Raw genomic sequence first — 21,602 nt, forward strand, 5'->3', positions numbered from 1 at the left:
CGGCGGAGCCGCGGCTGGGCACAGGTTGCAAGCGCCAGCGCCGCCGTCATCGACAAGGAAGAAGAATGCTGAAGGGAGTATATCTGCAGCGTGCCGGCCGGGCCGCCTGGATGGCGCTGGCATGTGCACTGCTTGTCACGCCTGTCCACGCGCAGAAGCGCCCGCAGGCGGTGTCGCGCCCGCAGGCGGCGATGATCCCGAGCGATCCCGACGAGGCCTTCGCCGCGTTGCGCGAGGCCGCGCGCAAGAACGACGTGGAGCGTGCCAACGCGATCTCGGCCACGCTGGTGGACTACCCGGTGCCGTCCTATGTCGAGTACTTCCGCATCAAGCCGCAGCTGTTCGACGCCAGCGGCCTGGCGCGCATCGATGCGCCCGACGACCAGGTGCGCGCCTTCCTGCAGCGCTACAAGGGCGACGCCATTGCCGACCGCATGCGCAATGACTGGCTGCTGGTGCTGGGCAAGAAGCGCGACTGGGCCAATTTCGATGCCGAATACCCGCAGTTCGTGCTCAAGGACGATACCCAGGTCGAGTGCTATGCACTGCTGTCGCGCGCGCTCAAGGGCCAGAACGTGGCCGCCGATGCGCGCAATGTGCTGAGCGACCCCAGGTACTACGGCGAAGGCTGCGTCGACCTGATCGGCTACCTGGCGCAAAGCCAGCAGATCCAGCGCAGCGATGTTGCCTTCCAGGCGCGCCTGGCGCTGGAGCAGAATTACCTCACGCTGGCCGGCAAGATCGCCGCGCTGCTGCCTGACGCGCGCGTGGACGGCGATACGCTTGCCACCGTCGTCAAGATGGCGCGCAACGACCCGTCGCAGGCGGTGGCCTACCTCGGCACGGCCCAGGGCCAGCTGTCGCGCGACGAGCAGGGCGCGGCCTGGGGCGTGATCGGCCAGTACGCGGCCAAGAAGCTGCTGCCCGAGGCGGCCGGCTACTACCGCCGCCAGATGGACCTGGGCGGCAACCAGTGGCTGTCCGACGACACCCAGGAATGGCGCGTGCGCGCCGCGCTGCGCCAGGGCGACTGGAAGCAGGTGCGCCAGGCAGTCGAACTGATGCGTCCTGAACTGCGCGCCAAGGATCCGGCCTGGCTCTACTGGTATGGCCGCGCGCTCAAGGTCGACGGCCGCGATACCGAGGCCCAGCAGAACTTCCAGCAGATTGCCGGCCAGTTCAATTTCTACGGCCAGCTGGCCAGCGAGGAGCTTGGCAACCGCATCACGCTGCCGGCGCGCACCACCGTCAGCGACGCCGAGGCCATGGCCATGCGTTCGCGCGCCGGTTTTCAGCGGGCGCAGAAGTTCTATGCCATGAACCTGCGCTTCGAGGGCAACCGCGAGTGGAACTGGGAACTGCGCAATATGAGCGATCGCGAGCTGCTGGCCGCGGCCGAATATGCACGCCGCCTGGAGCTGCTGGACCGCACCGTCAACTCCGCCGACCGCACCCGCAACGAGCATGATTTCACGCTGCGCTTCCTGATGCCGTACCGCGACATCATGCAGCGCGCCACCGACGATGTCGGCCTGGACATGGCATGGGTGTACGGCCTGATCCGCCAGGAATCGCGCTTTCTCATGAATGCGCGTTCGTCGGCCGGGGCCCATGGCCTGATGCAGGTGATGCCGGCCACGGCGAAGTACGTGGCGCGCAAGATCGGCATGGCCGACTTTGCGCCGTCGATGATGGGCGATCCCAATATCAACATCGTGCTCGGCACCAACTACCTGAGCATGGTGCTGACCGACCTGGACAGCTCGTCGACGCTGGCGTCGGCGGCTTACAACGCCGGCCCGGGCCGGCCCAAGGCCTGGCGCAGCACCCTGTCGCGGCCGGTGGAGGGCGCGATCTTTGCAGAGACCATCCCGTTCAATGAAACGCGCGGCTATGTGAAGAATGTGCTTTCCAACGCCACGTACTATGCTGCATTGGTAAGTGGCCGGCCGCAGTCGCTGAAATCGCGCCTGGGCATGGTCGCACCGTCGGCGGTGACCACCACCAGCCTGCCCTGAAATCGCCCCTTCCAGAGGGGCAAGACGGGCCCTGCCGGGAGCATCCGGCGGGCCCGGGCTGGCGCGGGGTGCCGTGACGTGCAGTGTTCGTGGCACGGAGGCATCATGCAGACCAGCAACGTCCTCGTTATCGGTGGCGCCGGTTTCATCGGCAGCCATCTCGTCTCGCGCCTGGCCGGGGCCGCCTCGGCCTCGGGCGCGCCGCTGGAACCCGGCGCCAATCCCGATTCCCCGATTGCCCCTGAGCGCATCGTGGTCGGCACGCGCAGTGTCGAGCATGCGCAGCACCTGTTGTTGCTGCCGCGCGTCGAGGTGGTGGAACTGGGCCTGGCCGACAATGCCGCCCTCGATGACGCCATCGGCTCGCTCGGCGTAGACGGCATCGTCGTCAACCTGGTTGGCGTGCTGCACGGCGAGCGTGCCGACCCCTATGGCGAAGCCTTTGCCAGCGCACATGTGGAAATGGTGCGGCAGATCGCGGCGTCGTGCCTGTCCACCGGGGTGCGCCGGCTGTTGCATATGAGCGCGCTCGGCGCCGACAGCAACGGGCCGTCGATGTACCTGCGCAGCAAGGGCGACGGCGAGCGCATCGTGCGCGCCAGCGGGCTGGACTGGACCATCTTCCGGCCCTCGGTGGTGTTCGGCCCCGACGATCATTTCCTGAACCTGTTCGCCCACATGCAGCAGATGGCGCCGGTGGTGCCGCTGGCGTGCGCGCATGCGCGCTTCCAGCCGGTATTCGTGCAGGACGTGGTGCAGGCCTATCTGAATGCCATGGTGAACCCCGCCACGATCGGCCACGGCTATGAACTGGGCGGCCCGCAGGTCTATACGCTGGAGGAACTGGTGCGCTTTGCCGGCCGCGCTTCCGGCCATCCGCGCCCGGTGATCGCGCTGCCCGATGCGCTGGCACGGGTGCAGGCCAGCATCATGGAGCATATGCCGGGCGAACCGCTGCTGTCGCGCGACAACCTGGACTCGATGCGCCTGGACAATGTGCTGGAACACCCGGTCGCACCCGAGCTGAACCTGCATCCGGCCAGCCTGGAGTCGGTCATGGTCGACGCCCTGTCCGGGCGCAGCCGCGATACCACGCTGACGCATATGCGCGCGAGCGTGCACCGCTGACAGGCCTGCGCTCGGATGTGCCCTATGTGACCGGATTTCATATCGGTTGCTAGCGCAATTCACTTTGACGCGGGCGGCCGCGCTGGCAGAATGACCAGTCCGGCGCGCGGCCGTCACACCGGCCTGCTGCCCTGCAGGCCGCGGGCGCCGCGCCTGCGCCGTCTCCCCCGTTTCCTCCCCAAGGACCCACGATGAAGCTAGTCATCGGCAACAAGAACTATTCCTCCTGGTCGCTGCGCCCCTGGCTGCTGCTGCGCCAGGCCGGCATTGATTTCGAAGCAGTGCAGGTGCGCCTGTTCACTGGCAGCTTCGCCGCCGAGATCGCGCGCTATTCGCCGGCGGGCAAGGTGCCGGTGCTGGTCGACGGCGAGGTCACGGTGTGGGATTCGCTGGCGATCTCCGAATACGTGGCCGAGCGCTTCGCGGAAAAGCACCTGTGGCCGTCCGACCCCGCCCAGCGCGCGGTGGCGCGCGCCGTCTGCGCCGAAATGCATTCGGGTTTCGGCAACCTGCGCAACCAGTTGCCGATGAACGTGACCGCGGTGCTGCCCGGGCGCGGCTGGAACGTGGCCGTGCAGCGCGACGTGGAGCGCATTGCCGCGATCTGGGACGGGCTGCGCAAGCAGCATGGCGCGCGCGGGCCGTTCCTGTTCGGCGAGTTCACGGTGGCCGACGCGTTCTTTGCGCCGGTGGTGAGCCGCTTTGCCACCTACGGCATTCATCTGCCGGACGGCGCCGAGGACGCCAAGGCCTATGCCGACTTCATGCTGGCACTGCCGGCCATGCAGGAATGGATTGCCGGCGCGCGCGAGGAACGCGACTTCCTGGCCGACGACGAGCCGTACCGGCTGGTCCCAGACCGTCCCGATGCGATAATCGTCAACCACTAGCAACATCACCGGCGCCGGACTTCTGCACGGCGCCGGCCCATGACGAGGCCAGAACGATGCAGGTGTATGCCGTCGGCGGCGCGATCCGCGACGAATTGCTGGGCAAGCCCAGCCAGGACCGCGACTACGTAGTCGTCGGCGCGACCCCGCACGAGATGGAAGCGGCGGGCTATCGCCCGGTCGGCAAGGACTTCCCGGTCTTCCTGCATCCCGAGACCCATGAGGAATACGCGCTGGCGCGCACCGAGCGCAAGACCGCAATGGGCTACAAGGGCTTTGCCTTCTATTGCGAGCCCGATGTCACGCTCGAGGAGGACCTGGTCCGGCGCGACCTGACCATCAACGCGATGGCGCGCGCCGTTGACGCCGGCGGCAACCTGGCCGGCCCCGTGATCGATCCGCACGGCGGCCAGCGCGACCTGCAGGCCCGGCTGTTCCGCCATGTCTCCGACGCGTTCGCCGAAGACCCGGTGCGCATCCTGCGGCTGGCGCGCTTTGCCGCGCGCTTCCACGATTTCAACGTCGCCGCCGAAACCATGCGGCTGATGCGCGAAATGGTCGCCGCCGGGGAGGTCGACGCGCTGGTGCCCGAGCGCGTGTGGCAGGAACTGGCGCGCGGGCTGATGGAGGCGCGCCCGTCGCGCATGTTCGAGGTGCTGCGCGAATGCGGCGCGCTGGCGCGGCTGCTGCCCGAACTGGACCGGCTGTGGGGCGTGCCGCAGCGCGCCGACTACCACCCCGAGGTTGATACCGGCGTGCACGTGATGATGGTGATCGACTGCGCCGCCGCGCTTGGCGCACCGCTGCCGGTGCGTTTTGCGGCGCTGGTGCATGACCTCGGCAAGGGCACCACGCCCGAGGACGTACTGCCGCGCCATATCGGCCACGAGATGCGCAGCGTCAAGCTGCTTGAAGCCGTCTGCGCGCGGCTGCGCGTGCCCAACGACTGCCGCGACCTGGCCGTGGTGGTGGCGCGCGAGCACGGCAATATCCACCGCTCGCTGGAATTCAGCGCGGCCGCGGTGGTGCGGCTGCTGGAGCGCTGCGATGCGCTGCGCAAGCCGGCCCGCTTTGCCGAAGCGCTGCAGGCCTGCGAGGCCGACCTGCGCGGGCGCAAGGGCTTTGAAGCCAACGCGTACCCCCAGGCGGCGCGCCTGCTGGCGGCGCTGGACGCAGCGGCGGCCATCGACGCCGGCGCCATCGCGCGCGCCTGCGCCGACGATGTCAGCCAGATCCGCGACCGCATCCATGCGGCGCGCGTGGCGGCGGTGGCGCAGCGGCTCGGTTGCTAGCGCTCGGTTTCTAGCGATAAACCAGCACTGGAATCTTCGTGTGGGTGAGCACCTTGTGCGTCTCGCTGCCGATCAGCAGTGCCTGCACGCCGCGCCGCCCGTGCGAGGCCATCACGATCAGGTCGCATTGCCGGCTTTCGGCCGCGTCGATGATGGCCTGGAAGATGTGGTCGCCGGTGACGCAGGCGGTATCGCAGCTCACGCCAGCCGCGGCGGCCTCCTGCGCAATCGTCGACAGGTAGGCCTCGGCCTGCCGGTAGGCTTCCTGCATGTAGCGCTCCCGGGTTTCGCGCAGCATGGCGGTCTGCAGGCGCATCACGTCATAGTGCGCAACCACCTGGACGGCGGTGATGCTGGCCTGCAGCGGCCGGGCCAGCGCGATGGCTTTGCGGTATGCGGTATCGGACAGGGGCGAGCCGTCGACCGCCACGAGCAGATGCTTGAACATTTTGATCTCCTTGCAAGCTGGTGCCCGACCGCGGGTGTCGCTCAGGCACCGAGAAACAGCCGGCCGACCTCCGGGTCCCGGCTCAGTTCGCCACCGGTGCCGGCCATGGCCAGCTGCCCGGCCACCAGGACATAGCCGAGGTCGGCGAATGCCAGCCCTTTGCGGGCGTTCTGCTCGACCAGGATGATGGTCTTGCCCTCGTCTTGCTGCAGTTGGCGCAGGAGTTCGAACACCATCTCGACATAGCGCGGCTGCAGCCCGATCGAGGGCTCGTCCACGAGCAGCACGGCGGGATCCATCATCAGTGCGCGCGTGATTTCCAGCAGTCTGCGCTCCCCGCCGGAGAGTACGCTGGCGCGCTGGCCACGCCGTTGCGCGAGCGCGCCATGGCGCTGGAAGATGCGCTCGGCGGCGGCTGCGGCGTTTCGCGGGTGCGGCATCAGGTACCCGCCCATCAGCAGGTTCTCTTCGACCGTCATGTCGGGGAAGATCGAACCCTCCTGCAGCACATAGGCCATGCGTGCCTGCCGCAGCTTTTGCTCGGCACGCAGGTGGGTGACCGGCGCGCCGGCCACGGCGATGGTCCCCGACATGACCCGCGCGAGGCCGTAGATGGCGCGCAGCACCGTGGACTTGCCGGCGCCGTTCGGGCCGATCAGGCACAGCGAGCCGCCGCGCGCCACGCGCAGGCTGAAGCCGTGCAGGATCTCCATGCCGCCATAGCCGGCGACCAGGTTGTCCACGGCGACCATCGGCGTGCCGCCGGCCAGCTGCGCAAGCTGCGCCACGGTTGGCCGGGGGCGCGAGAGCGCCGCGCCGGGCGCGGCGGCAGGCGCGCCGGTCACCGGCTCGGGCATGGTGTGCGCGCTGGTCACGGCTGTGCTCCCAGGTAGGCCTCGACCACGGCGCGGTCGGCCGTGATCTGTGCCGGCGCTCCCTGCGCCAGCACCTCGCCATGCGCCAGGCAATAGACGTGATCCGCCAGCTGCATCATGACCCGCATATTGTGTTCGATCACCAGCAGCGCAATGCCGAGCCGCGCGTTGATGTCCCTGAGCAGGGCGACCAGGCTGTCGATCATCACCGGGTTCACGCCGGCGGTCGGCTCGTCGAGCAGCAGCAGCCTGGGCTCGTTCATCAGGGCCATGGCGATCTCGAGCAGCTTCTGCTGCCCGAACGACAGGTCCGCGCCGCGCTGGTCCGCGCAGTCCCGCAGCCCGGCCATGCACAGAGTCCGCCGGGCCCGTTCTGTCACCGAAGGTGCCTGCCGCGCGCACATGGCGGCGAGTCCTTCATGCACATGGGGCACGCTGACCAGCAGGTTTTGCAGGCAGCTCATCTTGCCGAACACCCGCGTCTGCTGGAAGGTGCGCGTGAGGCCCAGGCGCGCGATCGCGGGAACGCGCAGCCGCGAGATCTCGCGCCCGTCGAATGCGATCGATCCGCCGTCGATCGGGTGGTAGCCGGCGATCGAATTGAACAGGGTGGTCTTGCCCGAGCCGTTCGGCCCGATCAGGCCCACGATGCCGCCGCGCGGCACCTGCAGGGAGATCTCATGGTTGGCGACGACGCCGCCGAAGCGCTTGGTGACGCCGCGCACCGCAAGCAGCTCGGTCATGGCGCGGCACTCCCCGTCATGCGGCGGCGCCTTGCGCGGGTCTCATGCAGCCAGCCCATGATGCCGGTCGGGAACAGCACCACGATCGCCACGATCAGCAGGCCCAGCGCAACGCGCTGCCAGTTCAGCAGGTAAGTCCAGAACAGCTCCTGGGTGAGATGGAACAGCGCGGCGCCGAGCACCGGCCCCCACAGCGTGCCCCTGCCGCCCAGGATCGCCATCACCACCATCCACACGCCGAAGGTGGCGCTGGCAAAGGCCAGCTCGCGCGGATCGATGAAGCCCACCAGGTTGCCCGTCAGGGCGCCCGCCATGCCGAGGAAGACGGCGCAGACGCTCCAGGCCAGGATCTTGTAGCGCGTGGTGTGCAGGCCGAGCGCCTCGGCCTTGTCCTCGTCGTCGCGGATGGCGTTGAGCGCGAGCCCGAACGGGCGCGCATAGAGCCAGCGCAGCGTCAGCAGGGTAGCCACCGCCAGCACCAGCATCGCGTAGTAGAAGAACGGCTCACGGCTGCCGGCCGCGCCCGGGAACAGCGGCAATGTCATGCCGGATCCCGCGCCGATGAAATCCCAGCCGGCGGCGGCATCGGCAAAGGCGATGCCCAGTCCCAGCGTGCCGATGGCGAAATAGTGCCCGCGCAAGCCCAGCATGGCCGGGCCCAGCGCCAGCGCGGCAGCCACAGCCGCCAGCGCCGCCAGCCCGGTCCCCGCCGCCAGGCCGGCGAAGTAGCCCAGCGCGAAGTCGCGCTGCGCCACCGCGCAGACATAGGCGCCAATGCCGAAGAAAACGATGTTGCCGAAGGAGTTGTAGCCCATCTGCCCGCCCGTCACGTCCCACGTCAGCGCGAACAGCACCATCAGCCAGAGAAAGGTCAGTTGCGTGGTGACGCCGGCGAACAGCCACGGCGCTGCCAGCGCGGCCACGCTGCCTGCAAGCAGCGCCAGCCGGGTGGCGGTGGCGGGCCGGGCATCCGGTTCGGGCCGGCGCGCGCCGCGCAGGTGCGGGTTCATCGCAGGTAACCTCGCCGCCGGCGCAGCATCAGGTTGCGGCTCACCAGGATCGCCACCAGCAGGGCGTAGAGGAAGGCGGTCTGGTATTCGGTGCCGAGCAGGAAGCCGGCGTAGTTCTCGGCAATGCCCAGCCCGCCACCGGCGCCGAGCACCGGCAGCATGCTGCCCAGCCCGGCCACCACCACGATCATGAAGGCGCGCACGGTATAGGGCAGGCCCAGGTAGGGGTGGATGATCCAGGTCATCGCCACCAGGCCGCCGGCCGCGCCGCAGATGGCGGCATTCAGCGCGAAGGTCGCGGCGTAGATGCGATCGGCGTCCACCCCCAGCACACGGGCGGCGCGCGCGTTCTGGGCGGTAGCCCGGATCGCCCGGCCGCGGCGGGAATGCCTGAGGAACAGCATCAGGCCGGCGCCCAGCGCCAGGGCCGCGGCAAACGCGGCCAGCTTGATCTTCGGCACCACCAGTCCGCCCGGCAGGAACAGGCTGCCCAGCCCCGCATCGACCGTGCGCACGTTGGCGCCGAAGGCCAGGTTGGCGAGCTGCTGCAGCACGATGCTCAGACCGAAGGTGGCCAGCACCGAGACAAAGAGATCGCGCTCGATGAGCCGGAAAATGACGATGCGATAGAGTCCCAAGCCCACGCCGTACATCGCCGCCGCGGCAACCGGAACGGCCAGCAGCGGGGGCACGCCCTTGCCGGCCAGCCAGATCACGATATAGCCGCCCAGCATCACCAGCTCGCCCTGGGCCACGTTGATGAGGTTCATCACGCCCCAGACCAGCGCCATGCCGTAGGCGGCCAGCGCGAAGATCGCGCCGGCCAGCAGGCCATCCACCACCAGCTGCAGGTTCAGCTCGGGACTCTGGAGCAGGACCGCGAGATCGGTCATCGGCATCAGGCCGCCGTGCGGCGGCCTCCTATTTGCGCCGCGCCCACACAGGTGCCGGATAGATGACATCCGACGATGCCCACTTGGTCGGCGCGACCACCTTGAACTTGCCGTCCTGCACCTGGTACAGCACCATGGACTTGGCGATGTTCTTGCCGCTCTGGTCGAACCTGAGCGGGCCGTAGAACGTCATCAGGTCAGTGGCGGCAAGCGCCTCGCGGACCTTTTCCGTATCGAACGAGCCGGCGCGCTCGAAGGCGTCAACGAAGGCCAGCACCGCGGCGCTGGATTCGGCCGCCTGGTAGGGGGCCTCGTAGTGAAACGCCTGCTCGAAGCGCCGCGCATACTGGTCGGCCGTGCCGAACCAGCGGTCCCTGTAGTTCAGCGAGCGGTCCCATTGCGAGCCGCACACCGCGAATTCGGCGCTCTTGCCGAACTTCTCGATGATCTGCGCCGAGTCGCAGTGGGTCAGGGCCAGCATCGGCACATCAATCCGCATCTCCGCCACCTGCCGCACCGCCAGCGCCGCGCCTTTTTCATGGCCGGATACCACCAGGATGTCCGGCCTGAGCGCTTTCACCTTGGCCAGCGTGACCGACATGTCGTTCAGCTCGGGCGGCAGCTTGTCGTCGATCACCACCTGCATGCCAAGGCGTTTCGCATCCTCTTCCACGCCGTCGCGCACGTCCTGCGAGAAGTTGTCGTTCTCGATGGCGATGGCCAGCTTGAGGCTCTTCGGCGACTTGCCTGACTGCCGTGCCTGCTCGGCGGCAAGGTTGATGGCGGCACGCAGGTAGTAGTCGGAGGTATTGAGCACCGCGAACATATAGCGGTAGCCCTGGGTGAACAGGTTGCGGTCGGCGCCGTTGCCCTCGACCATCGGGATCCGGTACTTTTCCGTGACCGGCGCGATCGCCTTGGTGAGCCCGGAGCTGTAGGGCCCCAGCACGAACTTCACGCCGTCCTGGCTGATCAGCCGCTCGGCCAGTTGCGCGCCGCGGGCCGAGGTGGATTCGTCGTCGTAGAAGATGATCTTCAGCTGGTAGGCCTTGCCGCCAACCCTGACGCCGCCGGTCTCGTTGACGCGCCTGGCGGCAAGCGTGTAGCCGTCCTGGGTGTTCTTGCCGTTGGTGGCGTATTTGCCGGTGAGCGAGACCGCTGCGCCGAGCACGATGGTGTCGCCTTCCACCTTGGCGGCGGCGGGCAAGGACAGCGCCAGTCCCAGGCCGGCCAGGGCGCAGACAGCGGCATCGCGCATCCGGGCAGCGGACCCGGACCTGGCACCAGCCGCAAAGCTGTTTGCGGATGCGGATTTCATGGCACCTCCTCACTCTTTCCAGCTTAGGCCTCATTTCTGAAAGAGGAAGGGGCGGCATGTCACGATCCCATCACTTCATGACAGGTATCGGGATTTCCTATTCATGAAATGAAGCCTACCCTTAAGAACAAGGTAGCAGGCTACCGAACCGGGGTGGGAGCCGACCGCTTTCTCGTACAAGGAGATGGCCATGGCCAAGGCAGCGCATCCAGGTGGGACCGATACGGCCGTCGCCACCAGCACCTATGCGGACACCGACACCGGCAGGCGCAGATTCATCCGGACCACCGGCGCCGTCGGGCTTGCGGCCGGCCTCGGACCCTTCCTGATCCCCAGGCATGCCCACGCGGCAAAGCACACGCTCAAGATCCTGCAGTGGAACCACTTCGTGCCGGGCTACGACAAGTGGTTCGACGACACCTATGTGAAGCAGTGGGGCCAGAAGAACGATACCGAGGTGGTGGTCGACCACGTCGGCATCCCCGCACTGGCCACGCGCGCCGCCGCCGAAGTCTCGGCGCAGAAGGGGCATGACCTGTTCATGTTCCTGTCGCCTGCGCCGGTCTATGAGGAGCAGGTGATCGACCATCGCGAACTCTACGAGGAATGCCAGCGCAAGCATGGCAAGCCGGTCGAGCTGGCGATCCGGAGCACGTACAACCCGAAGACGAAGAAGTACTTCGGCTTCTCGGACAGCTTCGTGCCGGACCCGATCAACTACCGCAAGGACCTCTGGGACGACGTCGGCATGAAGCCGCCCGACAGCTGGCTGGACGTGCTGGCCGCCGGCCGCAGGATCAAGGCAAAGCACGGCATCCCGGTCGGCATCGGGCTGTCCGCGGAACTGGACACTGCCATGGCGATGCGCACGATCCTCTATGCCTTCGGCGGTTCGGTCCAGGATGAGCGGCACACCGTGGTGCTGAACTCGAAGAACACGCTGGAAGCGGTGAAGTTCGTCAAGGCGCTGTACCAGGACACCATGACGCCGGAAGTGCTGGCATGGGACCCGTCGTCCAACAACCGCGCCATGCTGGCGGGCAAGATCTCGCTGTGCCTGAACGCCATATCCATCACCCGCGAGGGCGAGAACAAGAGCATCCCGGTCACCCCCGACATCTGGCTCACGCAGGCCCTGCAGGGGCCGGCGCGCCGTATCGGGCTGGAGCACGTGATGGACTGCTATGTGATCTGGAAATTCGCCGAAAACAAGGCTGGGGCAAAGAAATTCCTGGTCGACTATATCGACAACTTCCGGCAGGGCTTCCTGGGCAGCGAGTTCTACAACTTTCCCTGCTTCCTCAGCACCGTTCCCGACCTGCAGAAGCTGATCGCCGATGACCCGAAGGCCATGCCGCACGACAAGTACAAGGTGCTTGGCGCGCTGATGAACCAGGCCACCAATGTCGGCTATCCCGGCTACGCCAACGCGGCCATCGACGAGATCTTCAATACCTGGGTCCTGAACACCATGTTCGCCAAGGCCGCTACGGGCGACCAGACGCCGGAGGACGCGGTCCGCCTTGCCGATGCCGCGTGCAAGCGCATCTTCGCCAAGTGGCGCGACAAGGGCATGGTGTAGCGCGGCTGGACATGGCTTCCGTAGAGGTTCGCTCGCTCAGCAAGCATTTCGATGGCGCCAACGCGGTGGACAATGTCGACCTTGGCGCCCGCGATGCCGAGTTCCTGGTCCTGCTGGGGCCGTCCGGCTCCGGCAAGACCACGCTGCTGCGCCTGATTGCCGGGCTCGAGGCGCCCAGCCGTGGCGATGTGCTGGTGGATGGCCGCGTCGTCACGGCGCTGCCGCCCAGGCTGCGCAATATGGCGATGGTTTTCCAGAGCTACGCCCTGTACCCGCACCTCAATGTGTTCGACAACATTGCCTTCCCGCTGCGGGCCCGGCATAGGTCGCGCGAAGAGGTCGGGCGCCAGGTGGACTGGGCCGCGCAACTGTTCGGCATCCGCCCGCTGCTGCAGCGCAAGCCGCGCCAGCTTTCCGGCGGCGAGCGCCAGCGGGTGGCGCTGGCGCGCGCAGTGGTGCGCGAACCGGTGGCGTTCCTGCTCGACGAGCCCTTGTCCAACCTGGACGCCAAGCTCCGGACCTCGGCGCGCGACGAGCTGCAACGGTTCCAGCGCCGGCTCGCCATCACCACCATCTACGTCACCCATGACCAGATCGAGGCCCTGGGCCTGGGCGACCGCATCGCCATCCTCGACCATGGCAGGATTCACCAGATCGGCACGCCGCAGCAGGTCTACGAACATCCCGCCAATCTCTTCGTCGCCACCTTTATCGGCTCGCCGCCGATGAACCTGATCGAGGCCGACGGGGTCGTGACCGGCTTCCGGCCCGAGCATTTCCTGCCGCGCGAAGCCTATCCCGCGCAGGATGCGCTGCGCGCCTTTGCCGTGGACGTGACGCGTATCGAGAACCTGGGCTCGGACCGCCTGGTGTATGGCAAGCTGGAAGCGCCGCTGCCGCCGGCCAGCGTGGTTTCGCGCATTCCGTGCACGGTGACGGTCCCGATCGAGGCCGGCACCGGCCACCGCTTTGTGGTGCGCGAGCGCGACCTGCGCCGCTTCGATGCGAAATCCGGGGCCAGCCTGGGAGCCGCGCCGTGAAGCCCCTGCGCATCGCCGCCGGGCAGCCGGCAAGGGATCAGGCGTTGCCGCCCGCGCAGCGCCTGAGCGACGACGACCGCTGGCTCGGCCGCGCCATGCTTGCCCCGGCGGTGGTCTACATCGCCTTGCTGGTCGGCTTTCCGTTCCTGCTGTCGGTCTACTACAGCCTCTCGGATGCCACGGTGGGCAGCCAGGCGCTGCACTTCGTCGGCCTGGAGAACTTCAGGCGCGTGCTGGAAAGCAGCACGTTCTGGCGCTCGTTGCGCAACGCGCTGGTCTTCACGCTGGTGTCGCAGGCGCTGGTGGTGGTGCTGGCCAAGATGCTGGCAATGGCCCTGTACCGGGACTTTCGCGGCAAATGGCTGGTGCGCCTGCTGATCCTGCTGCCCTGGGTGGCACCGATCTCGCTGGGCACCATCGGCTGGCTGTGGATCTTCGATCCGGTCTACAGCATCATCAACTGGACCCTGGCCGCGGTCGGCGTGCTGGGGCCGCACAACTGGCCGGTATGGCTCGGCCAGCCGGAGCTGGCGATGATGTCGGTCATCATGGTGGACGTCTGGCGCCTGCTGCCGCTGGCGACAGTGATCATCCTCGCCGGCCTGAGCGGCATTCCGCAGGACATCCACGACGCCGCCGACATGGACGGCGCCGGCTTCTGGCGGCACCTGTTCCTCATCAACATTCCCCTGGTGATGCCCATCATGCTGGTGGCGCTGCTGTTCGGCATCGTCTTCACCTTCACCGACATGATCATCATCTACGTGCTGACCCGCGGCGGGCCCTACGACACCACCCAGGTGCTGGCCAGCCTGGCCTTTTTTACCGGCATCCAGGGCGGCGACCTGGCGGAAGGGGCGGCCATCTCGCTGTTCCTGTTCCCGGTGCTGGTCGCGGTCGTGATCGTGCTGCTGACCGTGGCGCGCCGCGCCGAGGTGACCTGAGATGCGCCCCGCAGCCATCGCCTGGCGGCGCTGGGCGGCGCGCGGCGGCCATTTCGGCGTCATTGCCGCGTTTGCGGCGTTCTGCGCCTTCCCCTTCTACTGGATGCTGATCACGACCTTCAAGGATGTGCACGACCTGATCAACACCGCCAACAACCCGTTCCTGTTCAACCTGCCGCCCACGATGGAGAACCTGCGGATCCTGTTCGGCGAGACCCGCTATCTGCGCTGGGTGCTCAATACCCTGGTCGTGGCCGTGGGCGTGGTGCTGGTCACGCTGCTCCTGGCCGTGCCCGCCGGCTACAGCCTGGCCCGGCTGTCGGGCCGCTGGGGCCGGCAGTGGGCCATCGGCATCTTCCTGACCTACCTGATTCCGCCCACCATCCTGTTCATCCCGTTTTCGCGCATCATCGGCGCGCTGGGCCTGCAGGATTCACTGTGGTCGCTGGTGCTGGTGTACCCCAGCTTCACGGTGCCGTTCTGCAGCTGGCTGATGATGGGGTTCTTCAAGGCGGTGCCGCGCGACATCGAGGAAGCCGCGATGATGGACGGCCTGAGCCGCTTCGGCGCGTTCCTGAAGGTGGTCGTGCCGCTGTCGTCGAGCGGCATACTGACCGTGGTCATCTTCAGCGCGACGCTGGCGATGCAGGAGTTCGTCTATGCACTGACCTTCATCACCAGTTCGTCGCAGTACACGGTGAGCGTCGGCGTGCCGACTTTCCTGGTGCGGGGCGATGTCTATTTCTGGGGTTCCCTGATGGGCGCATGCCTGATCGTCAGCGTGCCGGTGGCTGCGCTTTACAACAGTTTCCTCGACCGCTTCGTCGCCGGGTTTACCGTCGGCGCGATCAAGTGATTGATCGGGAAAATGGCGCTAAAGCAGTTTGCCGATCACCAGCGCCACCATCGACAGCAGGATCGTCGAAGCAAACGGCAGAACAAAGTCGCGCCCGAACAGCCGGAAGCGCACATCGCCCGGCAGACGTCCCAGCCCGATCTTCTGCAGCCACGGCAACGCCGCGGACAGCACGATCACGCTGAAGAAAATGGTAAAGGTCCAGCGCAGCATGGCGGGCCTACAGCGCGTGGCAGCGGTCGCCGCGGGCGAAGCCCGCCAGCGGCTCGCTGTCATCCAGCCCGCGCGTCAGGGCGATGACCTTGAACAGTTCGCCCATTTCCGCTTCGGACAGCAGCTTCTGCACCGCATTGGCCTGTGGCAGGAAGGCGTGCGCGTCGGACGGGTCCAGTTCCATCAGCAGCTCGGTGATGCCCGCGTTCATCAGGAAGCGCGCCTGCGAGGCGAAGCCCGCCACGGTCAGCCCCGCATCCACGGCGGCATGCGCGATGCCGCTGAAATTCACGTGGGCGGTGATGTCCTGCAGGCCGGGGTACAGGAACGGGTCCGGGTGCGCATGATGGCGGTAGTGGCACATCAGCGTGCCGCCGGCGCGTTGCGGGTGGTAGTACTCGCCCGCCGGGAAGCCGTAGTCGATAAAGAAGGCCGCGCCGCGCGCCAGCATGGCGCCGATGGCGCGCGCGAAGCCCTCGGCCTCGGCATGGGTCTCGGTGACGAGGTCGTGGTCGCCGGGAATGGCGTGCAGCGCCTCGGGCACGTCGGCATCGGCCAGCGGACGGTCCTCGAAGCGGAAGGCGGGCTCGCCGACATGGCTGCGCACCACGCCGCGCTCATGCCAGCGGCCGCCGCTGCGCGCATAGAGCTGCACCGGCATCGCGTCCAGCACCTCATTGCCGACGATCACGCCGTCGAAGGCGGCAGGCAGCGTATCGAGCCAGGTGACCCGGTCCGCCAGGTGCGGCGCGCGCTGCGCCAGCGTGGCCTGCTGGCGCGCGCGCAGCTCGCCTGACAGTTCGACGATGGCGTATGTTTGCGGCAACTGGCCTTCCTGCTCCAGCCCCAGCAGCAGGTCCGCCGCCAGCCGGCCGGTGCCGGCGCCGAATTCCAGCAGGCGCGGCAAGCCCTGCGCCAGCAGCGGCGCGAACTGGCGTGCCAGCGTACGGGCGAAAAAGGGGCTCAGTTCCGGGGCGGTGATGAAGTCGCTGCCGTCGCGGGCATCGCGCCCGAACTTGGCCGAACCGCCGCTGTAATAGCCCAGGCCGGGCGCGTACAGCGCCAGCGCCATATAGCGGTCAAAACCGATCCAGCCGCCGGCCGCGTCGACGGATTCGCCAATACGGGCCGTAAGGGTATCGGAAGCGGCCTGCGCGTCGGCGGGGGGAAGGGGTAAACTAGCGGCTTTCTGCATCCTGCAATTGTAGCAATGCCCGCATCGAATACCCCTGCCAGCCAGACCCGTGATCAAACCGGTGGCCAGCGCGCCACCGCCCGCGGCGTGGCGCTCGTGACCGGCGGCGCGCGCCGCCTGGGCCGCGCCATTGCGCTGGAACTGGCGGCGCAGGGCTGGGACGTGGCCGTGCACTGCCATCGCTCCGTGGATGAAGCCGAGGCCCTGGCCACCCAGATCCGCGCGCTGGGCCGCCGCGCCGCGGTGCTGCGCGCCGACCTGGCCGACGAGGCCGCCACCGGCGGCCTGGTGGCGGACTGTACCGCCGCGCTGGGCGTGCCCACCTGCCTGGTCAACAACGCGTCGCTGTTCCAGTACGACGTGGCCACCAGCTTCTCGTATGCGTCGCTGGATACGCATATGCGCACCAACGTCGCCGCGCCGCTGCTGCTGGCGCGCGAACTGCACAAGGCGCTGGGCGCCGCTGCCGGTGGTGCCGACAAGGCCGAGCCGCGCGGCGTGGTGATCAACCTGCTGGACCAGAAGCTGGACAACCTGAACCCGGACTTCCTGTCGTACACGCTGTCCAAGGCCGCGCTGCAGACCGCCACGGTGCAGCTGGCCCAGGCCCTGGCGCCGCGCCTGCGCGTGGTGGGCGTGGCCCCGGGCATCACGCTGGTGTCGGGCGAGCAGTCCGAGCAGAGCTTCCGCCGCGCGCATCGCGTGACGCCGCTGGGCCAGTCGTCCACGCCCGAGGATATCGCCCAGGCGGTGGCCTACCTGGCGCTGGCGCGCGCCGTGACCGGCACCACGCTGTACGTGGACGGCGGCCAGCACCTGATGCCGCTGGCGCGCGACGTGATGTTCCTGACCGAGTAAGCTGGAAGCCAGCGACCGAATACCGTAGTCCCAGATGTGCCGCGCCCGCCGGGCGCGGCTTTCCCTTTTTCCCACAGCAGCCCGCTCATGACCATGCTCGCCGCCCTTTCCCACCCCAGCCTGCAAGACTGCCGACGCATGTTCCTGCGCAACTACGAAGTGCAGATCAATATCGGCGTGCACGAATTCGAGAAGAAGGGCGAGCAGCGGGTGCTGATCAATATCGACCTGTTCGTGCCGCTGGCGCAGAGCACCCCGCAGGCCGACAAGCTCGACGAAGTGGTCGACTACGACTTCATGCGCAATACCGTGGCCGAGCGCATGGCGCAGGGCCACGTGCACCTGCAGGAAACGCTGTGCGACGACGTGGCGCGCGCCATGCTCAAGCACCCCAAGGTGCGCGCCGTGCGCGTGTCGACCGAGAAGCCCGACGTGTACCCGGATTGCGATTCGGTCGGCGTCGAGGTATTCCATATCAAGCAGGCCTGAGCGGTCCTGCCCGCGCCCCTGCAGCTTGCGGGCGCCTAAAGTAAAATGTTGCCCCTTCGCGCCGCGCCGGCCATTCCATCCGGCGGGCGCCACGCAACAGGATGCTCCATGAGCCACTCGAACAACTTCTACCGCCTCGAGACGAGGCTGCAATCGCAAACCGGCAAGGCCATCGGCGACTTCGGCATGATCGAGGACGGCGACACCGTGCTGGTCTGCATGAGTGGCGGCAAGGACTCGTACACCATGCTGTCGGTCCTGATGGCGCTGCAGAAGCGCGCCCCGATCCGGTTCAAGCTGATCGCGATGAATCTGGACCAGAAGCAGCCCGGCTTCCCGGAACACATCCTGCCCGAGTACCTGAAGTCGGTCGGCGTGGAATATGTGATCGTCGAGGCGGATACCTACTCGATCGTCAAAGAGAAGGTGCCCGAGGGCAAGACCACCTGCTCGCTGTGCTCGCGCCTGCGCCGCGGCGTGATCTACCGCACCGCCAAGGAACTGGGCGCCAACAAGATCGCGCTGGGCCACCACCGCGACGACATCGTCCAGACTTTCTTCCTGAACATGTTCTTCGGCGGCAAGATGAAGGCGATGCCGCCCAAGCTGTCGACCGACGACGGCCAGCACATCGTGATCCGGCCGCTGGCGTATTGCTCGGAGAAAGACATCGCCTCTTATGCGCGTGCGATGGAGTTCCCGATCATCCCGTGCAACCTGTGCGGCTCGCAGGAAAACCTGCAGCGCAAGAAGGTCAGCGAGATGCTGCAGGACTGGGAGCGCCAGAACCCGGGCCGTATCGACAATATCTTCGCGGCGCTGCGCAACGTGGTGCCGTCGCACCTGGCCGATACCGACCTGTTCCCGTTCACCGGGCTGGCCACTGGCCTGGCCAAGGTGGATGAGGCATCACTGTTCGGCGAGACCACCTTCCAGCAGCAGCCGCTGACATTCGCCGGCAGCGTGGAAGAGAACCGGATGGAGTTCGTGCGTTTCGAGCGCTCGCCCGCGGCCGCCGCTGTGCCGGCTGCGCAGCAGGCCGGCGCGCAGTAACGCCAGCGCGGGCTGGAGGGCAAGACGCCCGCTTGCGCGGTAATGCCGTTCAGTTGGCGACTGTCGTTCCCGCGCAGGCGGGAACCCAGTGACTTCATCCCCGAAGGGGACGTGAAAGACGCTGGATCCCCGCCTGCGCGGGAATGACGGTAGGGCTTGAGACCTTAACTGAACGGCATTACCGCTTGCGCGGGCGTTTTTCGTTTGGGACGGGCTTCAGTTTGCCGCCGCCGACTGCACCGGGCCGTTCGCCTTCTCGCGCATCAGCGCATGGGTATCGTCGATCCACTTCTGGAAGCGGTCCTGCGCGTGCGCCTTCTGCTGAGGCGTGGTCATGTTGGCGATCGCCACGGTCAGCGCGATGCCGGCATTCTTGCTGGCTCCGTGGCTGGCGGCTTGCCTGGCGGGCGGGTTCTGCCAGTATTCGCGGAAGCGGCGCAGCAGGTCGATCACCTGCGCCCTGGGCGGCTGGGTGGCCTGCACGTAACGCACCATCCTGAGCCATTCCTGCTGGCGGGCCACGCGCTCGGCGTAGCGCGCCTCGGCATTCTGCACCAATGGTCCCACCCTGGCGCGGATAGCCTGTTCCTGCTCGCTGGAGAAGCTGCCGTAGATCAGGCGAGCGTACTCCATCACCTTGTCAAAGCGCGCGTGCTCGCGCTCGGCCGGGTCGGCCTTCAGGAATGTCTTGCGGTACTTGGCGTTGCCCTCGGCAAACTTCGTTTCCATGCGCGCGATCTGGTCGGGCGTGAGCGTCAGCAACAGGTCGGCCGTATCGGGCATGGCCTGTTCGAACGACCGGCGTGCCAGCGCCTGCGAGGCGTCCTGGAAGTGCTCGACCATGGCCGGCGTGACCGGCTGGCGCACCTCCGCCTTGGCCTGCAGCAGCAGGCTGGCGATTTCGGGCAGCTGGGACTTGCGGTGCCAGGCGAAGAAGCGGGTGATCGCTTCGCGCGTCAGAGGCTCCTGGGCCGCGGTGACGTCGACATAATTGTCGATCCACCAGTACGCCAGCCGGTCACCCTGCTGGTATCCCAGCTTCATCGCGCTGCAGGCGCACAATGCCGCCGCGGCCAGAACCGCGAAAATCCGCCGGGCCCGGGAATTGTGAAAATCCGAAACCGCAATCCGTTGCGCAGAAACCGCCATGTTAAAATCGGCGCGCATTGCGACCGGGCCGCCCTGATGACCGCCAGCCAAGTCCTGGCAAGGGTTTGCGGGATTATGCGCAGGCTTGGCGGCAGCGTTCCGCCAAGCCCGGTCGCGCAGCCGGCCAAACGCCCGGCCGGCGCTTTCCAGAATATTTTCGGACACACTCACTTAGGGGTCTCCTTGTGAATATCGTCATTCTCGCCGCGGGCATGGGCAAGCGGATGTATTCCGATTTGCCCAAGGTGCTGCACCCGGTAGCCGGGCAGCCCATGCTCGCGCACGTCCTGGATACGGCACGCGCCCTGTCGCCGTCGCGGCTGGTGGTCGTGGTCGGCCATGGCGCCGCGCGCGTGCGCGAGGCCGTCGCCGCCGACGATGTCGCCTTTGCCGAACAGGCCCAGCAACTGGGCACGGGCCATGCGGTGATGCAGGCACTTCCCATGTTGGACGACAGCCAGCCCACGTTGGTTCTGTACGGTGACGTGCCGCTCACCAGCGTTGCGACGCTCCAGGCACTGGTGGCCGAAGCCGGCCCCCGGCGCTTTGGCGTGCTGACCGTGGAAATGCCTGACCCGACCGGCTATGGCCGCATCGTGCGCGACGCCGCGGGCAGCATCGTCCGCATCGTCGAGCAAAAGGATGCCACCGAGGCCGAGAAGGCCATCCGCGAAATCAACACCGGCATTATCGTGTGCCCCACCGGCCACCTGCGCAAGTGGCTGTCGACGCTGCGCAACGACAACGCCCAGGGCGAGTACTACCTGACCGATACCGTCGAGCGCGCCGTCGCCGACGGCGTGGAGACCGTCTCGGCTCAGCCGGCCGCGATCTGGGAGACGCTTGGCATCAACAGCAAGCTGCAGCTGGCCGAGGTCGAGCGCATCCACCAGGGCAACCAGGCCCGGCGCTTGCTTGAGGCTGGCGTGACCCTGCTGGACCCGGCGCGCATCGACGTGCGCGGCGAGCTGAGTTGCGGGCGCGATGTCACCATCGATGTCGGCTGCGTGTTCGAAGGCCGCGTGCACCTGGAGGACGGCGCGCGCATCGGCGCCCATTGCGTGATCCGCAACAGCACCATCGGCGCCGGCGCGCAGGTGCACCCGTTCTGCCACATCGATGAGGCCAGGGTAGGTCCGGCCGGCCGCATCGGTCCGTACGCGCGCCTGCGCCCGGGCACCGAGCTGGGCGAGGATGTGCATATCGGCAACTTTGTCGAGATCAAGAACGCACAGGTGGCGGCACATAGCAAGGCCAACCACCTGGCCTATGTGGGCGATGCCACGGTGGGGTCGCGCGTCAATATTGGCGCGGGTACCATCACCTGCAACTATGACGGGGTGAACAAGCACCGCACCGTGATCGAGGACGATGTCTTTATCGGCTCCGACACGCAGCTGGTGGCGCCGGTGACGGTGCGACGCGGCGCCACGCTCGGCGCCGGCACCACGCTGACCAAGGAAGCACCCGCGGACAAGCTGACGCTGTCGCGGGCCAGGCAGATGACCATCGACGCCTGGCAGCGTCCGGTCAAGCAGCCGAAGCAGTAAGCGTCAGGGGCCGCCCGCGGGGCGGCCAGGGCATGCGCCGCCTCGGCGAGGCGGCGCC

The 21,602-nt window shown here is 67.4% G+C and carries 21 protein-coding genes; 12 read left to right on the forward strand and 9 right to left on the reverse strand.

All coding sequences use genetic code 11. The features are described from left to right. Window positions 1-65: 65 nt before the first annotated feature. The 4 genes from ACREYQ_RS01230 (at window position 66) to ACREYQ_RS01245 (ending at window position 5,328) form a co-directional block, all read left to right on the forward strand. The gene (locus tag ACREYQ_RS01230; RefSeq protein ID WP_432259005.1) at window positions 66-2,018 is read left to right on the forward strand and encodes a transglycosylase SLT domain-containing protein; all 1,953 of its coding nucleotides are present in this window, start codon (window positions 66-68) and stop codon (window positions 2,016-2,018) included. Window positions 2,019-2,123: 105 nt separating this feature from the next. Next, window positions 2,124-3,146 (forward strand): complex I NDUFA9 subunit family protein, encoded by a 1,023-nt coding sequence (locus tag ACREYQ_RS01235; RefSeq protein ID WP_432259006.1) that lies wholly within the window; start codon window positions 2,124-2,126, stop codon window positions 3,144-3,146. Window positions 3,147-3,337: 191 nt separating this feature from the next. Beyond that, entirely contained in the window at window positions 3,338-4,036 is a 699-nt protein-coding gene (locus ACREYQ_RS01240; RefSeq protein WP_432259007.1) for a glutathione S-transferase family protein, read from the forward strand. Window positions 4,037-4,092: 56 nt separating this feature from the next. Next, a complete protein-coding gene (locus tag ACREYQ_RS01245; protein ID WP_432259008.1) occupies window positions 4,093-5,328 on the forward strand; it encodes a multifunctional CCA addition/repair protein in 1,236 nt (411 codons plus the stop codon). A 10-nt stretch (window positions 5,329-5,338) separates the two neighbouring features. On the opposite strand, the gene ACREYQ_RS01250 is transcribed toward ACREYQ_RS01245, so the two are convergent. Genes ACREYQ_RS01250 through ACREYQ_RS01275 form a run of 6 tightly spaced genes read right to left on the reverse strand, consistent with a single transcriptional unit; the run spans window position 5,339 to window position 10,615 of the window. Then, window positions 5,339-5,776 carry a universal stress protein gene (locus ACREYQ_RS01250; RefSeq protein WP_432259009.1) on the reverse strand — a complete coding sequence of 146 codons (438 nt, stop codon included), beginning with the start codon at window positions 5,774-5,776 and terminating at the stop codon, window positions 5,339-5,341. A 41-nt stretch (window positions 5,777-5,817) separates the two neighbouring features. After that, on the reverse strand, window positions 5,818-6,651 hold the full coding sequence (locus ACREYQ_RS01255; RefSeq protein ID WP_432259010.1) for an ABC transporter ATP-binding protein: 834 nt from the start codon (window positions 6,649-6,651) through the stop codon (window positions 5,818-5,820). After that, window positions 6,648-7,394: an ABC transporter ATP-binding protein gene (locus ACREYQ_RS01260; protein ID WP_432259011.1), complete on the reverse strand. Its 747-nt coding sequence runs from the start codon at window positions 7,392-7,394 to the stop codon at window positions 6,648-6,650. The genes ACREYQ_RS01255 and ACREYQ_RS01260 overlap by 4 nt, the downstream gene beginning before the upstream one ends. Next, a complete protein-coding gene (locus ACREYQ_RS01265) occupies window positions 7,391-8,404 on the reverse strand; it encodes a branched-chain amino acid ABC transporter permease (RefSeq protein WP_432259012.1) in 1,014 nt (337 codons plus the stop codon). The genes ACREYQ_RS01260 and ACREYQ_RS01265 overlap by 4 nt, the downstream gene beginning before the upstream one ends. Next, complete coding sequence (locus ACREYQ_RS01270; protein WP_432259013.1) at window positions 8,401-9,303, reverse strand: branched-chain amino acid ABC transporter permease; 903 nt, start codon at window positions 9,301-9,303, stop codon at window positions 8,401-8,403. The genes ACREYQ_RS01265 and ACREYQ_RS01270 overlap by 4 nt, the downstream gene beginning before the upstream one ends. Window positions 9,304-9,325: 22 nt before the next feature. Continuing rightward, window positions 9,326-10,615: an amino acid ABC transporter substrate-binding protein gene (locus ACREYQ_RS01275; RefSeq protein WP_432259014.1), complete on the reverse strand. Its 1,290-nt coding sequence runs from the start codon at window positions 10,613-10,615 to the stop codon at window positions 9,326-9,328. Between the two features lie 190 nt (window positions 10,616-10,805). On the opposite strand from ACREYQ_RS01275, the gene ACREYQ_RS01280 reads away from it, so the two are divergent. Genes ACREYQ_RS01280 through ACREYQ_RS01295 form a run of 4 tightly spaced genes read left to right on the forward strand, consistent with a single transcriptional unit; the run spans window position 10,806 to window position 15,037 of the window. Next, entirely contained in the window at window positions 10,806-12,197 is a 1,392-nt protein-coding gene (locus ACREYQ_RS01280) for an ABC transporter substrate-binding protein (protein ID WP_432259015.1), read from the forward strand. An 11-nt stretch (window positions 12,198-12,208) separates the two neighbouring features. Further along, window positions 12,209-13,237, forward strand: a complete 1,029-nt coding sequence (locus tag ACREYQ_RS01285) for an ABC transporter ATP-binding protein (protein WP_432259016.1) — start codon at window positions 12,209-12,211, stop codon at window positions 13,235-13,237. After that, window positions 13,234-14,181, forward strand: a complete 948-nt coding sequence (locus ACREYQ_RS01290; protein WP_432259017.1) for a carbohydrate ABC transporter permease — start codon at window positions 13,234-13,236, stop codon at window positions 14,179-14,181. The genes ACREYQ_RS01285 and ACREYQ_RS01290 overlap by 4 nt, the downstream gene beginning before the upstream one ends. Before the next feature lies 1 nt (window position 14,182). Beyond that, window positions 14,183-15,037 carry a carbohydrate ABC transporter permease gene (locus ACREYQ_RS01295; protein WP_432259018.1) on the forward strand — a complete coding sequence of 285 codons (855 nt, stop codon included), beginning with the start codon at window positions 14,183-14,185 and terminating at the stop codon, window positions 15,035-15,037. An 18-nt stretch (window positions 15,038-15,055) separates the two neighbouring features. On the opposite strand, the gene ACREYQ_RS01300 is transcribed toward ACREYQ_RS01295, so the two are convergent. Together ACREYQ_RS01300 and ACREYQ_RS01305 are read right to left on the reverse strand one after the other, a co-directional pair. Beyond that, window positions 15,056-15,250 carry a DUF2905 domain-containing protein gene (locus tag ACREYQ_RS01300; protein ID WP_432259019.1) on the reverse strand — a complete coding sequence of 65 codons (195 nt, stop codon included), beginning with the start codon at window positions 15,248-15,250 and terminating at the stop codon, window positions 15,056-15,058. 7 nt (window positions 15,251-15,257) lie between these two features. Continuing rightward, window positions 15,258-16,445, reverse strand: coding sequence for a class I SAM-dependent methyltransferase (locus ACREYQ_RS01305; RefSeq protein WP_432259020.1), 1,188 nt, complete (start codon window positions 16,443-16,445; stop codon window positions 15,258-15,260). Between the two features lie 15 nt (window positions 16,446-16,460). Between ACREYQ_RS01305 and ACREYQ_RS01310 the strand changes: the two genes are divergently transcribed. From ACREYQ_RS01310 to ttcA, 3 genes are all read left to right on the forward strand, one after another. Next, the gene (locus ACREYQ_RS01310; protein WP_432259021.1) at window positions 16,461-17,303 is read left to right on the forward strand and encodes an SDR family oxidoreductase; all 843 of its coding nucleotides are present in this window, start codon (window positions 16,461-16,463) and stop codon (window positions 17,301-17,303) included. 87 nt (window positions 17,304-17,390) lie between these two features. Further along, window positions 17,391-17,792, forward strand: a complete 402-nt coding sequence (locus tag ACREYQ_RS01315; RefSeq protein ID WP_011614433.1) for a dihydroneopterin aldolase — start codon at window positions 17,391-17,393, stop codon at window positions 17,790-17,792. Window positions 17,793-17,900: 108 nt separating this feature from the next. After that, window positions 17,901-18,845, forward strand: a complete 945-nt coding sequence (gene ttcA / locus ACREYQ_RS01320; RefSeq protein ID WP_432259022.1) for a tRNA 2-thiocytidine(32) synthetase TtcA — start codon at window positions 17,901-17,903, stop codon at window positions 18,843-18,845. Window positions 18,846-19,061: 216 nt separating this feature from the next. Here the strand turns inward: ttcA and ACREYQ_RS01325 are convergent, their stop codons facing one another. Beyond that, complete coding sequence (locus tag ACREYQ_RS01325; protein ID WP_432259023.1) at window positions 19,062-19,889, reverse strand: DUF6279 family lipoprotein; 828 nt, start codon at window positions 19,887-19,889, stop codon at window positions 19,062-19,064. Between the two features lie 290 nt (window positions 19,890-20,179). On the opposite strand from ACREYQ_RS01325, the gene glmU reads away from it, so the two are divergent. Then, entirely contained in the window at window positions 20,180-21,544 is a 1,365-nt protein-coding gene (gene glmU, locus ACREYQ_RS01330; protein WP_432259024.1) for a bifunctional UDP-N-acetylglucosamine diphosphorylase/glucosamine-1-phosphate N-acetyltransferase GlmU, read from the forward strand. Window positions 21,545-21,602: the final 58 nt, after the last annotated feature.

Source organism: Cupriavidus sp. TMH.W2, from assembly GCF_050847365.1.
In the GTDB taxonomy this organism is placed as follows: Bacteria; Pseudomonadota; Gammaproteobacteria; order Burkholderiales; family Burkholderiaceae; genus Cupriavidus.